The organism is Rasiella sp. SM2506, assembly GCF_050859505.1.
Taxonomy (GTDB): domain Bacteria; phylum Bacteroidota; class Bacteroidia; order Flavobacteriales; family Flavobacteriaceae; genus Marinirhabdus.
The window spans coordinates 2,072,259-2,088,042 of the sequence record NZ_CP193934.1 but is presented as its reverse complement, the minus strand read 5'-3'; the positions used below and the strand labels follow the sequence as shown (position 1 = coordinate 2,088,042).

14 protein-coding genes and 5 tRNA genes are annotated in these 15,784 nt (G+C 38.0%); all 19 read right to left on the bottom strand.

Features of this window, described 5'->3' with window-relative positions; all coding sequences use genetic code 11:
• Window positions 1–106: 106 nt before the first annotated feature.
• Window positions 107–3,919, bottom strand: coding sequence for a DNA-directed RNA polymerase subunit beta (gene rpoB / locus ACQ2HF_RS09565; protein WP_432410202.1), 3,813 nt, complete (start codon window positions 3,917–3,919; stop codon window positions 107–109).
• A gap of 138 nt (window positions 3,920–4,057) precedes the next feature.
• Window positions 4,058–4,432, bottom strand: coding sequence for a 50S ribosomal protein L7/L12 (gene rplL / locus ACQ2HF_RS09560; RefSeq protein ID WP_432410201.1), 375 nt, complete (start codon window positions 4,430–4,432; stop codon window positions 4,058–4,060).
• A 55-nt stretch (window positions 4,433–4,487) separates the two neighbouring features.
• Window positions 4,488–5,009: a 50S ribosomal protein L10 gene (gene rplJ / locus ACQ2HF_RS09555; RefSeq protein ID WP_432410200.1), complete on the bottom strand. Its 522-nt coding sequence runs from the start codon at window positions 5,007–5,009 to the stop codon at window positions 4,488–4,490.
• An 11-nt stretch (window positions 5,010–5,020) separates the two neighbouring features.
• Window positions 5,021–5,716 carry a 50S ribosomal protein L1 gene (gene rplA, locus ACQ2HF_RS09550; RefSeq protein WP_432410199.1) on the bottom strand — a complete coding sequence of 232 codons (696 nt, stop codon included), beginning with the start codon at window positions 5,714–5,716 and terminating at the stop codon, window positions 5,021–5,023.
• Between the two features lie 20 nt (window positions 5,717–5,736).
• Window positions 5,737–6,174 (bottom strand): 50S ribosomal protein L11, encoded by a 438-nt coding sequence (gene rplK / locus ACQ2HF_RS09545; RefSeq protein WP_432410198.1) that lies wholly within the window; start codon window positions 6,172–6,174, stop codon window positions 5,737–5,739.
• Window positions 6,175–6,243: 69 nt separating this feature from the next.
• Complete coding sequence (gene nusG / locus ACQ2HF_RS09540) at window positions 6,244–6,798, bottom strand: transcription termination/antitermination protein NusG (protein ID WP_432410197.1); 555 nt, start codon at window positions 6,796–6,798, stop codon at window positions 6,244–6,246.
• A gap of 2 nt (window positions 6,799–6,800) precedes the next feature.
• Window positions 6,801–6,989, bottom strand: coding sequence for a preprotein translocase subunit SecE (gene secE, locus ACQ2HF_RS09535; RefSeq protein WP_432410196.1), 189 nt, complete (start codon window positions 6,987–6,989; stop codon window positions 6,801–6,803).
• Window positions 6,990–7,035: 46 nt separating this feature from the next.
• Window positions 7,036–7,108 (bottom strand) — tRNA-Trp (locus ACQ2HF_RS09530).
• A 96-nt stretch (window positions 7,109–7,204) separates the two neighbouring features.
• Entirely contained in the window at window positions 7,205–8,392 is a 1,188-nt protein-coding gene (tuf, locus tag ACQ2HF_RS09525) for an elongation factor Tu (RefSeq protein WP_432410195.1), read from the bottom strand.
• Window positions 8,393–8,447: 55 nt separating this feature from the next.
• A tRNA-Thr gene (locus ACQ2HF_RS09520) sits at window positions 8,448–8,519 on the bottom strand.
• An 89-nt stretch (window positions 8,520–8,608) separates the two neighbouring features.
• Window positions 8,609–8,681: transfer RNA gene (locus ACQ2HF_RS09515), tRNA-Gly, on the bottom strand.
• Between the two features lie 491 nt (window positions 8,682–9,172).
• Window positions 9,173–9,254, bottom strand: a tRNA-Tyr gene (locus tag ACQ2HF_RS09510).
• Between the two features lie 77 nt (window positions 9,255–9,331).
• Window positions 9,332–9,405 (bottom strand) — tRNA-Thr (locus ACQ2HF_RS09505).
• A gap of 110 nt (window positions 9,406–9,515) precedes the next feature.
• Window positions 9,516–9,818 (bottom strand): ribosome hibernation-promoting factor, HPF/YfiA family, encoded by a 303-nt coding sequence (gene hpf, locus ACQ2HF_RS09500; protein ID WP_432410194.1) that lies wholly within the window; start codon window positions 9,816–9,818, stop codon window positions 9,516–9,518.
• A 20-nt stretch (window positions 9,819–9,838) separates the two neighbouring features.
• Window positions 9,839–10,729, bottom strand: a complete 891-nt coding sequence (locus ACQ2HF_RS09495; protein WP_432410193.1) for a tyrosine-type recombinase/integrase — start codon at window positions 10,727–10,729, stop codon at window positions 9,839–9,841.
• A gap of 167 nt (window positions 10,730–10,896) precedes the next feature.
• Window positions 10,897–11,091, bottom strand: a complete 195-nt coding sequence (rpsU, locus tag ACQ2HF_RS09490; protein ID WP_151895261.1) for a 30S ribosomal protein S21 — start codon at window positions 11,089–11,091, stop codon at window positions 10,897–10,899.
• A 303-nt stretch (window positions 11,092–11,394) separates the two neighbouring features.
• Window positions 11,395–11,808 carry an SIMPL domain-containing protein gene (locus ACQ2HF_RS09485; protein ID WP_432410192.1) on the bottom strand — a complete coding sequence of 138 codons (414 nt, stop codon included), beginning with the start codon at window positions 11,806–11,808 and terminating at the stop codon, window positions 11,395–11,397.
• Between the two features lie 294 nt (window positions 11,809–12,102).
• Entirely contained in the window at window positions 12,103–13,851 is a 1,749-nt protein-coding gene (locus tag ACQ2HF_RS09480; protein WP_432410191.1) for a T9SS type A sorting domain-containing protein, read from the bottom strand.
• A gap of 438 nt (window positions 13,852–14,289) precedes the next feature.
• Complete coding sequence (locus tag ACQ2HF_RS09475) at window positions 14,290–15,720, bottom strand: carboxypeptidase-like regulatory domain-containing protein (RefSeq protein ID WP_432410190.1); 1,431 nt, start codon at window positions 15,718–15,720, stop codon at window positions 14,290–14,292.
• Window positions 15,721–15,784: the final 64 nt, after the last annotated feature.

Genomic DNA, 15,784 nt, shown 5'->3' with positions numbered 1-15,784 from the left:
TAAATCAGTATTCAGTAAATCAGTAGTTAGTACGCAGGAGTCAGTTTAAAAATCGCTTTGCAATATCAAACTGACTACTGCATACTGCGTACTGCGTACTTTTTTACTATTCTTCTAATCTAATGTCAAGTCCCAGACCTTTCAATTCGTGCATAAGTACGTTGAATGATTCTGGCAATCCTGGTTCTGGCATAGCTTCCCCTTTTACGATACTCTCGTAGGTTTTTGCTCTACCAATTACATCATCAGACTTTACCGTCAATATTTCACGTAGGGTACTTGAAGCTCCATAAGCCTCTAATGCCCATACCTCCATCTCACCAAAACGCTGACCACCAAACTGGGCTTTACCACCCAATGGTTGTTGTGTAATTAATGAATACGGTCCTATAGAACGTGCGTGCATCTTATCGTCTACCATATGTCCTAGTTTCAGCATATAGATAACACCTACGGTTGCGGGCTGGTCAAAACGTTGTCCTGTACCACCATCATATAAGTAGGTATGTCCGTAACGTGGGATTCCAGCTTCGTCAGTCAATTCGTTAATCTGGTCTATGGTTGCTCCGTCAAAAATTGGGGTAGCATATTTTCTACCTAATTTTTGTCCAGCCCATCCTAGTACCGTTTCATAAATTTGACCAATGTTCATACGTGATGGTACCCCAAGTGGGTTCAACACGATATCTACTGGAGTTCCATCTTCCAAGAACGGCATATCTTCATCACGAACAATACGAGCTACAATACCCTTGTTTCCGTGACGTCCCGCCATCTTATCTCCTACTTTCAGCTTACGTTTTTTAGCAACATATACTTTCGCTAGTTGTAAGATTCCTGAAGGTAATTCATCACCTACAGAAATTGTAAACTTCTCACGACGCAAGTTCCCTTGTAAGTCATTCTCCTTAATACGGTAGTTGTGCATCAAGTCACGAACCATCGTATTGGTTTCATCATCTGTTGTCCAAACACCTCCTACTAAGTGAGAGTAATCATCTACAGCGTTTAGCATTTTAAGCGTGTACTTTTTCCCTTTTGGAAAAACCACTTCACCTAAATCGTTTGTCACACCTTGAGCCGTTTTTCCACCTACAATATTGAATAGTTTTTCAACTACTACATCTTTTAAGGCGTCAAACTTACCATCATACTCCACTTCTAATGCAGCGATGTCTTCTTTATCTTTTGCTCTCTTACGTTTATCTTTTACAGCGCGAGCGAATAACTTCTTGTTAATTACCACACCACGTAATGATGGAGATGCTTTTAAGGAAGCATCTTTTACATCACCAGCTTTGTCACCAAAGATAGCACGCAGTAATTTCTCTTCTGGTGTTGGATCGCTTTCTCCTTTTGGAGTAATCTTACCAATTAAGATATCACCTGGCTTCACTTCAGCACCTACGCGAATCATTCCGTTTTCGTCCAAGTCTTTTGTAGCCTCTTCAGAAACGTTAGGAATGTCGTTTGTTAATTCTTCATTACCAAGCTTTGTATCACGAACTTCTAGCGAATACTCATCAATATGAATAGACGTAAAGATATCTTCGCGAACTACTTTTTCAGAAATCACAATCGCATCCTCAAAGTTATACCCTTTCCAAGGCATAAAGGCTACTTTCATATTACGTCCAAGCGCTAACTCACCTTTTTCGGTGGCATATCCTTGACATAAAACCTGTCCTTTAGCAACTCTGTCTCCTCTACTTACGATAGGCTTCAGGTTAATAGAAGTACTTTGGTTCGTCTTTCTGAATTTTACTAACTGGTATGTTTTTGAGTCCTCTTCAAAACTAACCATACGCGCTTCTTCGGTACGGTCATATTTAATAGTGATCTCGTTTGCGTCTACATATTCAACAACTCCATCGCCTTCTGCATTAATCAATACACGTGAGTCACTGGCAACCTGACGTTCCAACCCAGTTCCTACAATTGGAGAATCTGCCAACAATAAAGGTACTGCCTGGCGCATCATGTTAGATCCCATCAAGGCACGGTTTGCATCATCATGTTCCAGGAACGGAATGAGCGACGCCGAAATAGACGAAATCTGGTTTGGTGCAACATCGGCATAATTCACGGTGGTTGGATCTACTACAGGGAAGTCACCTTCCATACGTGCAATAACACGGTCTGTATCAATCTGTCCATCCTTCGTTAACGGGATGTTAGCTTGTGCAATTAATTGTCCTTCTTCTTCTTCAGCTGAAAGGTACTGTGGCGTAGTTTTGAAATCTATCTTACCATTTTCAACTTTTCTGTAAGGCGTCTCAATAAATCCTAAGTTATTCACCTTGGCATATACCGAAAGTGAAGATATAAGACCAATGTTTGGTCCTTCAGGAGTTTCAATTGGACATAACCTTCCGTAGTGTGTGTAGTGAACATCACGAACCTCAAATCCTGCTCGTTCTCTAGACAAACCACCTGGCCCTAGGGCTGAAAGACGACGCTTGTGCGTAATCTCTGCCAGCGGGTTGGTCTGGTCCATAAACTGAGACAACTGGTTGGTACCAAAAAACGAGTTAATTACTGAAGACAAGGTCTTCGCGTTAATCAAATCGATTGGTGTAAACACTTCGTTGTCACGTACATTCATACGTTCACGAATTGTTCTTGCCATACGGGCAAGACCTACACCAAACTGAGACGATAATTGTTCCCCTACGGTACGTACACGACGGTTCGATAAGTGATCAATATCATCAATCTCTGCTTTAGAGTTGATAAGCTCAATAAGGTATTTTACAATGGTGATGATATCTAATTTGGTCAAGACCTGCTTGTCCATTTCAATATCCAACTGTAATTTTTTGTTCATACGGTACCGTCCTACTTCACCAAGGTTGTATCTCTGGTCTGAGAAGAACAACTTGTTGATAATGCCACGAGCGGTTTCCTCATCTGGCGGCTCGGCGTTACGTAATTGTCTGTAGATGTGCTCTACCGCTTCTTTTTCTGAGTTGGTAGGATCCTTCTGTAAAGTGTTGTGGATAATTGCATAATCTGCCTGCAAGTTATCTTCTTTGTGCAATAGAATAGCTTTTGAACCTGAATCCAAAATCTCTTCAATATGGTCTTTTTCAAGAACCGTATCACGGTCCAAAACAATCTCGTTACGCTCAATAGATACTACTTCACCAGTATCCTCGTCTACGAAATCTTCGTGCCATGTTTTTAACACACGGGCAGCAAGTTTGCGACCCATATATTTTTTAAGTCCTGTTTTGCTTGCTTTTACTTCTTCTGCAAGGTCAAAGATTTCAAGGATATCCTTATCTCTTTCAAAACCAATTGCACGGAAAAGTGTTGTTACAGGTAATTTTTTCTTTCTATCGATATAAGCGTACATAACGCTGTTGATATCGGTAGCAAATTCAATCCAAGAACCTTTAAAAGGAATTACACGAGCTGAATATAATTTGGTTCCATTTGCATGGAACGATTGTCCAAAGAAAACACCAGGGGAACGGTGTAACTGAGATACTACCACACGTTCTGCACCATTAATGCAAAAAGTACCAGAAGGTGTCATATAAGGAATAGTTCCTAAATATACATCCTGTACGATAGTTTCAAAATCTTCATGTTCATCATCTGTACAATATAGTTTTAGACGTGCTTTCAAAGGCACACTATACGTTAGGCCACGTTCAATACACTCTTGAATAGAGTATCTTGGTGGATCTACGAAATAGTCTAAAAATTCTAATACAAATTGATTACGAGTATCTGTAATCGGGAAATTCTCTAAGAAGGTCTTATATAATCCTTCTTGACCTCTTTCTTCTGACTTGGTTTCCAACTGGAAAAAATCCTGAAAGGATTTAATCTGTATGTCCAAAAAGTCCGGGTAATCCGGCTTGTTCTGTACAGAGGAAAAATTCAATCTTTCAGTTTGCGTTGCTGACATCTATGGACGGAATTTTAATTAAAATTATGGGTGTGTGCGCATACTCATTTCGGTATTCACCTTTATATACGCAAAATGGTTTAGGTCTTTCCGGGCTATCCGGAAGACCTAAACCTTAAGGTTTGAAGTGTAGTTGGCTTACTTAAGCTCAACCTCTGCTCCAGCTTCTTCTAGTTGAGCTTTAAGAGCTTCAGCCTCGTCTTTAGAGACACCTTCCTTAATTGGAGAAGGTGCATTGTCTACTAATTCTTTAGCGTCTTTAAGACCAGCACCAGTTAATTCCTTAACTAGTTTTACAACTGCAAGTTTAGAACCTCCAGCGGCTGTAAGAATTACGTCAAATTCTGTTTGCTCTTCAGCGGCTTCACCACCTGCAGCACCACCAGCAGCAACAGCTACAGCTGCAGCAGCAGGCTCGATACCGTACTCATCTTTTAATATTGTTGCTAATTCATTAACTTCTTTTACAGTTAAGTTAACCAATTTTTCTGCGAAATCTTTTAAATCTGCCATTTTCTATCGTTTTTAAAAAGTGTAATTTATTATTTGTATTTAATTAGTGCTTTGCTTATTCGGGTCTTTCCGAAAGTGTTTTTACAAGACCTGCAATCGTGTTTCCTCCACTCTTAAGTGCAGAAATAACATTCTTGGCAGGAGATTGAAGTAATCCAACGATGTCTCCAATAAGCTCTTCTCTAGACTTAATATCTACAAGAGCATCCAGTTGATCATCTCCTACATAAACTGCTTCTTCAATAAAGGCTCCTTTTAGTAAAGGCTTCTCAGATTTTTTTCTGAATTCTTTAATAACTTTCGCTGGCGCATTACTCGCCTCTGAAACCATTAAAGAAGTATTTCCTTTAAGTACTCCGGCTAATTCACCAAAGTCTTTATCTGAAGCTTCCATCGCTTTTGCAAGCAATGTATTCTTTACCACATTTAACTTAACACCTGCTTTATAACAAGCACGACGTAAGTTGGAGGTAGCTCCTGCATCCAAGCCTGAAATGTCTGCTAAATAAATAGTAGCATTCTCAGATAACTGTGCAGTCAAGGTTTCAATTACTTGTGATTTTTCTTCTCTAGTCATATCTTCTATGTTTACTGCTCAGTAAATCTTTTAGTATCAATTTGAACTGAAGGAGACATCGTAGAAGACATAAATATGCTCTGAATGTAAACTCCCTTAGCCGCTTGAGGCTTCAATTTTACCAATGTGGTTAATAATTCTCTTGCGTTTCCAGCGATTTTATCAGCATCAAAAGATGCTTTTCCAACTGCTGCGTGAATAATACCAGTTTTATCAACCTTAAAGTCGATTTTACCAGCTTTCACATCTGAAACTGCCTTAGCAACGTCCATCGTTACAGTACCAGTTTTTGGGTTAGGCATTAAGCCACGAGGCCCTAATACACGTCCTAAAGGACCCAATTTACCCATTACACTTGGCATTGTTACAATTACGTCAACATCTGTCCAACCTCCTTTAATCTTGTCGAGGTACTCGTCTAATCCAACGTAATCTGCTCCAGCTTCTTTAGCTTCGGCTTCCTTATCTGGAGTAACCAATGCTAACACCTTCACGTCTTTACCCGTACCGTGTGGAAGGGTTACAACCCCACGCACCATTTGGTTTGCTTTACGTGGATCCACGTTTAAGCGTACCGCTAGGTCTACAGAGGGATCAAAATTTACGGTGGAAATCTCTTTTATTAAAGCAGAAGCTTCAGCAACAGTATAGGTCTTATCCTCTACTTTCTGTACAGCTTCCTTTTGCTTTTTTGTTAATCTTGCCATTTTATAGATTCTTTTTTGGATTAAAAAGGAGCAGCTCCTTTTATTTTAACTCCCATAGATCTTGCAGTACCAGCTACCATTTTCATAGCAGACTCTATGGTGAACGCATTAAGATCTGGCATTTTGTCTTCCGCAATCGTTTTAACCTGATCCCAGGAAATAGTTGCTACCTTATTGATGTGTGGTTCACCAGAGCCTTTTTTGGCTTTAGCGGCCTCTAAGATTTGCACTGCAGCAGGTGGGGTCTTAATAACGAAGTCGAAAGACTTGTCTTTAAAAACCGTAATCTGTACAGGCAATACCTTTCCTTGCTTATCTTGGGTTCTAGCATTAAATTGCTTACAGAATTCCATGATATTCACACCGGCAGCACCTAATGCTGGTCCAACTGGTGGAGACGGGTTTGCCGCTCCTCCGCGAACTTGCAGTTTTACTACTTTATCTACTTCTTTTGCCATTGTATTTGTTTAAAATTTGATTTCTCTAAAGTGGAAGCCTGAGAAAAACCTATTTATAGCGTGTAACAATTATACTTTTTCTACTTGCATATAGCTTAGCTCTAATGGAGTTTTTCTTCCGAAAATCTTTACCATTACTTCCAGCTTACGCTTTTCTTCATTTATCTTCTCAACCGTTCCATTGAAACCGTTAAAAGGACCGTCGATTACTTTGATGGTTTCACCAATGGTAAAAGGAATGTTCACATTATCATCTTGAACTGAAAGCTCATCTACTTTCCCTAACATTCTATTTACTTCAGCCTGTCTTAGTGGCACCGGTTCACCGCCTTTGGTTTCACCCAAAAAGCCAATAACTCCGTTAATCGATTTTATAATATGAGGTATTTCACCTGCCAAACTCGCTTGAACCATAATATATCCAGGAAAGTAAACACGTTCTTTGTTTATTTTCTTTCCATCACGAATTTGAACAACCTTTTCAGTAGGAACAAGAACTTGCTCGATATAATCCTGCAAATCCAGACGCGTAATTTCTCTGTCTATTGCAGTTTTAATCTTGTTTTCCTGCCCGCTAACCGAACGGACTACATACCATCGTTTTGTACTTGTTGTTTCGGTCATACTTACGACTTAATCCAATTAAAATATTGCTCTATAACGCTGCTGAATACTTGATCTACACCAAATACTACTAATGCTAAAATCACAGAAAACACAGCAACAATTACAGTAAGTTTTTGCGCTTCGCCCATTTCAGGCCACGATACGTGTTTTGTTAGTTCGTTATAAGATTCTTTAATATAGTTTACCATTGTAATTGGTTTTATATTTTTTCTGAATTAATCTTCAGATTCTTTGCACGGGTTGAGAGACTCGAACTCACGACACCTGGTTTTGGAGACCAGTGCTCTACCAACTGAGCTAAACCCGTATACAGGGTTTATAGTGATAACTATGTGAACCCGTTATAAAAGTCAAGGCGTTCCGTTAGAAACGGAACACCTTTTCCTTTATACATATATTTGAATTAGTCTAAAATTTCAGTAACCTGACCGGCACCTACTGTTCTACCACCCTCACGGATTGCAAAACGAAGACCAACATTCATTGCGATAGCTTGAATAAGCTCAACGTGTATTGTTAAGTTATCTCCAGGCATTACCATTTCAACTCCATCAGGAAGACTAATGTTTCCAGTTACATCCGTAGTACGTACGTAAAACTGTGGACGGTAGTTATTATGGAATGGAGTGTGACGTCCACCTTCTTCTTTTTTAAGAACATAAACCTCTGCCTTAAACTTAGCGTGTGGTGTTACAGATCCTGGCTTAGTGATTACCATACCTCTAGAGATTTGAGATTTCTCAATACCTCTTAAAAGAATACCTGCATTATCTCCAGCTTCACCTCTGTTCAAGATTTGACGGAACATTTCAATACCAGTAATAGTAGAGTTTAATTTCTCAGCTCCCATACCAATGATCTCAACAGGATCCCCAGTGTTAGCAATACCAGTTTCGATACGTCCTGTAGCTACAGTTCCACGACCAGTAATAGAAAACACATCTTCAATAGGCATCAAGAAAGGCTTATCTACTTCACGAAGTGGCTCTTCGATCCAAGTATCTACAGCTGCCATTAATTCAACAACCGTATCAACCCATTTTTGCTCACCGTTTAATGCTCCAAGAGCAGAACCAGCGATTACAGGTCCGTTATCACCATCATATTCGTAGAAAGAAAGAAGATCTCTAATCTCCATTTCTACTAGTTCCAATAATTCCTCATCATCAACCATATCTACTTTATTCATAAATACAACGATACGTGGAATACCTACCTGACGTCCTAAAAGAATGTGCTCACGTGTTTGTGGCATTGGACCATCTGTAGCAGCAACTACTAAGATAGCGCCGTCCATTTGTGCAGCACCAGTAACCATGTTCTTTACGTAATCGGCGTGACCTGGACAGTCAACGTGTGCGTAATGACGGTTCGCTGTTGCGTACTCAACGTGTGAAGAGTTAATTGTAATACCTCTTTCTTTTTCTTCAGGAGCATTATCAATTTGATCAAAAGCAGAAGCTTTTGAAAAACCTAAATCTGCCAATACTTTAGTAATTGCAGCAGTTAAAGTTGTTTTACCGTGATCTACGTGTCCAATTGTACCTACGTTTAAGTGTGGTTTCGACCGATCGTATGTTTCTTTTGCCATTTTGTATTAATTTAAATCTTAGTTATATATTAGTGTTCAATTTTATGCTGTATTGAGCCAATGATGAGATTCGAACTCATGACCTCTTCCTTACCAAGGAAACGCTCTACCCCTGAGCCACACCGGCGTAAAGTGTTTATTTCTTTAACCCCCAAAAGCCTCAAAGAGGCATTAACTTTAAAAGGAAAAGAACCTGCCTTCGCAGGAATACTTTAGAGCGGGAGACCAGGTTCGAACTGGCGACATTCAGCTTGGAAGGCTGACGCTCTACCAACTGAGCTACTCCCGCATTTATTATAGTTTAAAAAACAACTATAAATGGTATTCAATATTTCAATTTCTTCAAGATATACCGCTCGAAATCGGGGTGCAAAGGTAATGAATTGTTTTCTAAAAACAGAATTCTCTTTGCAAATTTATTTGAATTACTCTCCGCCTTGGCAGATCGTGATCCTGTTCGGGTGACCCCGAACAACATTTTTTAAAACACCGCCTCTTAAGAGCCAGCTTTTAAATCTCAATACTTCATTTCATATTCAGAGAACATTTTGGATTACCTCCTCGCGTCGGTGATCCTGTTCGGGTGACCCCGAACAACATTTTTTAAAACACCGCCTCTTAAGAGCCAGCTTTTAAATCTCAATACTTCATTTCATATTCAGAGAACATTTTGGATTACCTCCTCACGTCGGTGATCCTGTTCGGGTGACCCCGAACAAAGATTTAAAAACGAACCCTTACAAAAGCGAGCTTTTGACGGTTTCTTATTTTAAATCTTAGTGGGGAGAGCAGGATTCGAACCTGCGAAGACGTAGTCAGCAGATTTACAGTCTGCCCTCGTTGGCCGCTTGAGTATCTCCCCGGACCTTTTGAAATAATAAACTTTAAAAGCTTACAATTTCAAAAAAAAACAATATTTCAAAAGAACTTCTTTTTTTGAGCCGATGGAGGGACTCGAACCCACGACCTGCTGATTACAAATCAGCTGCTCTAGCCAGCTGAGCTACATCGGCTTTTTTGACTTATTTTACACCAAACTGGCGGCATAAAAAAGTCCGCTATTTCTAACGGACTGCAAAGATATACGATTTATTATTTCTACAAAACTTTTTCTAAAATATTTTCAAGCAAATGAGCGCTCTTTTTGTTTTCGCTTTTTCAGTTGGCGTTCTAAAGACTGTATACATTCATCTATGGCGGCTTCAAAAGTTTTAGATTCTTTCTTGCAAATCAGGTCACTACCTGGAACGCTAAGTAAAATTTCTGTAATCTTATTTTCTTTTTCACTTGTTTTCTGAACTTTCAAAAAAACATCTGCTGCTACAATTTTATCGTAAAATTGTTCTAATTTCTGTAATCGCTTTTCAATAAAAACCAAAAGGTCTTCCTTGACTGCGAAATTTGGAGCTTGCACGTTTACTTTCATATAGTATATTTTTAAAGTTACTATTTAGAATTTCTAGGATGAGCATTCTGGTATACCTGTTTTAATTGCGCAATACTACTATGCGTATATACCTGGGTAGAGGCCAGACTCGAATGTCCTAGCAGTTCCTTTACTGCATTTAAATCTGCGCCTTCGTTTAAAAGATGTGTTGCAAAAGAATGCCTTAAAATATGCGGGCTCCTTTTTACCTTTACAGACGCTTTACTAAAATAATTATTTATAATTCTATACACAAGGGTTTCGTAAATTTTATCGCCTTTCGTGGTGAGCAATAAAAAATCTTCGTCTTGAATTGTTTTTAAGGCGTTTCTTTGAGTTATAAATTGCTCTATGGATTCAACCACTGAAGAAAGCAAAGGAATAATACGTTCCTTATTGCGCTTCCCCAAAACCTTTATTGTTTTTTGAGACGTAGAAATAGCATTCAACTTAAGGTTTACGAGCTCTGCCCGACGCATTCCTGTGGAATAAAATAATTCTACAATCAATTTATTTCGTGTGCCCTCATACCCTTCTTCTTCCTGCAGCAGCTTCAAAACATCTCCTATTTCTCTTTCTGAAAATGGAACTTGCATCTTTGTTGACGTTTTTAGCGCTTTGTGCTGCGCCAAAGGTGTAGTCTCTAATTGTTTGGTTTTCAGTAGAAATTTATAGTATGTTTTTAAAGACGATATTTTACGATTGATACTTCGGTTAGCGATGCCGCTATCTACCAAGAGAACTATCCAGCTTCTAATTATAGCGTAGTTTACATCTATAATGTCTTTATACTCATATTCATCCTTTGCAAACTGAAGAAAATCGCCCAAATCTTTTTGATACGCAATCACGGTATGTGGAGAGTATTTTTTCTCAAAGGACAAGTAGTCTATGAATTGTTTAAAAGGCATGTGTGAAGTACAAGTTAAAGACTAAAGGTAGTCAATTTTGACTACTGTGGAGCAGGGAGATGGATGTGTTTTCTCTTTGCGCTCGGAAATAACTGCAGCATCTAGTGCAAAAAAAAAATCCGTTGAACGAGATGTTCAACGGATGTGTTATTCAGAAAGAAGAAATACTAGATTTCTTCTGCATCTCTAAGTCCTTGTATGTACTGAGCTTTCTGTATTTGTTTTCTTCTCACAACCGATGGCTTTGAGAATGCCTGACGTGAACGTAGCTGACGCATTGTTCCCGTACGATCAAACTTACGCTTGAAACGCTTAAGCGCTCTATCTATATTTTCTCCGTCTTTAACTGGTATAATTAACATAGTTCCATAACCTCCTCTCTATTGGACTGCAAATATAAAATTAAATTTTAGATGTACGATGTGTGAGTGACGATTTTTTTTATCCACGAACAAAGCACAACAAAGATATTGAAAAATGAAAAGTATAACAGCTAAGCAAGCACCCAATAGCAAAAACCCATCGCAGCTTTTTAAATTTGGAAATAGTTAATCTAATGGTCCTAGTTTAAAATAAGTAGACATAATTTCAACCTATTCTAGAACGGGACACACTTTATAAAGATCCCAAAATAGAACCAAGGATTCAATTCTTAGCTTACTCAATTATAGAAGCATATATTTAACATCCACCCTTAATTGTGGAGGATCGTACATGTAAAAATTCCACTTATTTTCATTGGGCAATTGTAGTAGCTGAACAGAAATTACTGTTCCTAACGTTTCTCCCAACTGTAGCGCTATTCGATTTGCATGTTGCTTTGCATCTGCAAGCGCATCTTTTATAATCTGTTCTTGGGTTTTCCCTTTTATTTTATACTTATATAATATAGTGTCCATATACATGCCTGGTATGGTAACATCCAAAAACTTTTTAAAAGAAACTATATCGTGAGTTATAAATTCCAAAAAAGCACCATCTCCTTTTCTAGTTGTGTTTAAAAATTCTAATTGGTTTTCTACAATTAGGGTTGCATCAACTCCTATTTCAGTAAGTTCTTTATAATAATCTTTTTTCATTACTTCTAAACTTGCGTAAGGAACTCCTGACTGTTTCGATTCTGTAACACTTAACGCTACACTTACTTGTAGGCTATAATTTCTACACTGTAAGTAGTTGTTCCGTAAACCGATACAGAAGGAGTGGTTGAAGTGCTATTTTGCGCAGCCTAGCGCAGTAATGCTTATTACTAAGGCTAAAATATATATTTTCATGGATTCATTTTTTTTAATTAAAAAATAGATTGATGTTATGCTCATATCCTATATTTAACAGGCTTCTTAATTTATGAGCACTTATGATAGGAGAATAGTTTATATTTTAATTATTTTTTTTGTTACGGTTCTTTGATCTGTTTCTATAGTAAACATATAGATTCCTTTAGATAGTGTTGAAGTAGGTATCATTTGCGTATTTGTATGTATAGGAATTCTACTTATTATTTTACCAGTACTATCATAAATAGTAATTGTATGCATTAATTCTCCTGAAGGAACCTTTATTGAAATTTCTTCTCGGGCAGGATTTGGAAATAATTGAATTTCCTGAATATTAAAGCGCTCTATATTTAAAATACTCGATTCTTTATCAAAATACAATCCTTTTCCAAAGAGTCCATCTTCGGTGGTACCTACAAACACCATCATGGGCTCTTCCACTGGTCCTGTTGTGCTTGTGGTAAGTATTGCCAGGGTTTGAAATTCACGAAATACATCCAGTTCTTCGAAAGAAGTAGTTGTAGCGGCATTAAGTGTACTCCCATCATAAAAACTCTGTAATGCCCTATTTTTTTCAGAAGCATCTGTGGAATGTCTTAAATACCCTATGTGTATTTGAGAGTCATTTGTATAATCTATAAAACTATCAGCATACCGGAAACTTATGTCGTCTGGAACGCTTATACTAGCGCCTACAAAACTCCCTTCGTTAACCCTTCTATAGGTTCTAAGGGTAAAGTTATCTGCCGTGCCGGCATCTCTGGAAGAGCACACTACTAAAACATTATCTTCAGAAAGAAGTTTTCTCTCTGCCCGTATGGTAGGGTCTAAAGATTGTCTTATCGTACCATCCTCTATAATTTCAAAGCCTTCCCAAGCCAAAGGGTCGTTAAAATTTGTATTTGTTCTAACGTAGAGATTTCCATTAGCTGCGTGGACGGCTGCATTATACAAAGCACCATTTCTGCCGTAAGCTAATGAGGGCTTGTTTCTTTGGGTATCTATAATTGTTTCATCTACCCAATCAAACCCATAACTACCTGCAGTAGAACGAGCACTATATAAATTACCATTGGTGATTGTAAAAACTCCAAAAACGCGTTGATTCATGGTGTTGACAGGATAATTTCTATCCACAGTAAAATCTACCACATCTGTAGCTATCCCTTGAGATACTAAAGGCGCCATCGTGGTTAAATTAAATTGGTATACACGAAATTGTTTATTTTCAAAAAGAATGAAAGCTAACAAATATTTATCACCACTGGGAGCGTCTAAGGCTAAAAGTTCCAGTTTTTCTAAGGGTTGACCAAAGGAAATATTAGTCGCAAATGCCCAGGAGTCGCCACGATCTTCAGAACGATACAGGTGAAGCAACCCATTTGGTCTATTTTGATAGCTTGAGGCGTATAATATGGAACCATCATCGAACCCCACCAAATCTACCCCTCCATCAATATCTTTATCGTGAACTAGGGTATTTACTTCCCATCGAGAAAGATCAGGGTCGGTAGGCGAATCCAGACGATGGTTTGTTGTGACAGATTTTATATAGCTATTTGTCATGCCCTCTTTACTGAGTGGCTTATAAAGTGCCGCTTTTTCTGAATCTACTTCCATCCAAGCATTCTTAATCGCCAACCTATTGGCTTCAATTTGTTGTGGTGTAGTGTTCTCTAACAACGTTGCTTCTATATAAAGATCTTTAAGCTTAGGAGTTAGAAAATCTTTAAAGTTTTGAACTTCCTCTACTTGTTCTTGACTTACGGTTTGTTGCTTTTGGGCTAGTACACTATTAATTATAAATAGAGTCCCAATCCAAAAAAGTGCTGTTTTTGCATTCATGGTATTTGTTTTAAAGATTGTGTACCACAAATCTAGTAGTATGTAAAAATGCGAGATGCTACTATTGTTCAATTATATTGTAACATCGTTCCAAAAAAAACCTTAAGAAGTTTTTTTTGCGATTTTCTGTAAAGAGCGAAGAAAATTCTCCTTGTGTGTTTTAAAAACTTTCGAAAACTACTATGTAGATAATTTCAGAAATTATTGAAGACGACTGGAGTACTAATCATTTCACTTTTACAACTTTAAGTGATCAATGTATTGGATACTAGACAATTTGTTAGTTGTTTATCTTCCTGAGAAACAATACAGGGAATGTAATAGGGTATTTTGGGTTTTCAAAAAGAGTGGTTCTTATTCTTTTTCAAATACCATGCAGATGTGTTACTATGTAAGAATCGCACATCAAAAATTGTTACTGGTACGTCGTAAATTGATCTATTGTTTAAACAAAGAAGCCCGCTGGCTCAAATCCATGATAAGTTTCTCTTCTTCTTTGCTCTCCAACAAGACGTTGTAGTTTTTCCAGAATTCCTTATTATAGGGTCGCGCGAGAAATATATCCTCAGACCATTGCGAGGTTGTAAGTTCTTGCTTTACCTCCATGGGGTCTTGGATGATTTCAGTAAATAGTATTTCTTGGGTTGTATAGTAGAACTGTTCCTCTTCTTCCTCTTTTAGCTTATCGGTCTCTTTGTATAATTTATCTGAAGACCGATCGCCAATATTCACCAACTTAGGCGTTTCATAATAGATATAGCTCGGGTACATTTTATCTTCAAACTCTTTGTAGGTAATTACCAATTTGTGGTTAAGTGTGGTTCCAAAAAGGCTTCTGCTACGTTTTTTCTGCACATCTGAAGCTGCTATCAATTCATATTCCACCTTTTTTATAGCGTAGTTGTCCCAGTAAATATAAATCCATCCTTTGGGGGCAAAACCTTCGTTAAAAATCCCCGGGGTGTTTAATCCAGCAAAATCTTCGCCTTGATCAATTTCAATTTTGTAGATTTTCCGACCGTCGTCCACCAAAACCGTATCCAATCTAAATTGATGTTTTTCCAACACGTTTTTCCCAAAAAGTGCTCCTATATTGTTCGAGTTCCGCACTAGGTTTAAACGTCCTTTAAAAAGGTTGTCCAACCCATTTATACGCTCATCATTCCATTTTATAGCATTCACCAAAGAAGAAGTTTGTATGGTATCACGACGCATTTGTCGGGATTTCAAATCCATTCGTCTTGTATTTTTTAAATACGTATAGTATGAAAACAAGCTATCTACATCACGTAAGTCATAACTTTTTCGGTTTTCGTCTACGTTAATTTTTAGAAACTCTTCGGCGCCTGCGGCGTAACTGGAATCATAGAGTGTGATGGCACTTTCAATTAGCCACTTGTATTCTTTTTTGTTACGTTCTTTGTGTCGTAAAAATCCTTTTAGAAGATACGCTTGTTTTGGCAGGTTGCTCTCCAGTTTTCCGAGCGCTTTAACTACGATGTCATTCCCTGTTTTAGGTCTTGTAGAACCAACAATAAGCACCTCGTCTAACGAGGCTACATCTTCTTCCAAATAAATACTGAAGGTTTCATCAAAATCATTAATGGGCGTACGAAAACTTTTATATCCAATGGAAGAAACCACCAACGTATCGCTACGATGCTCGTCTGGCACAGATAATAAAAACTTTCCATCTGTATTTGTTACGGTACCAATTGTTGTATTTTCAATATAAACGCTGGCACTCTCTATGGGCATTTGCGTTGTAAAATCTACAACAGTGTTGGAGATTTCCTTTTGGGCTTTTGCACTTATAAAACAGCATAAAACACCTAGTACACTAAATAATCTGATGGATTGAAATTTCATCTTTACACTATATTTAATACATAGAAAGATGGAATGCCCCGTTTACATCTTCTATTGATTTATT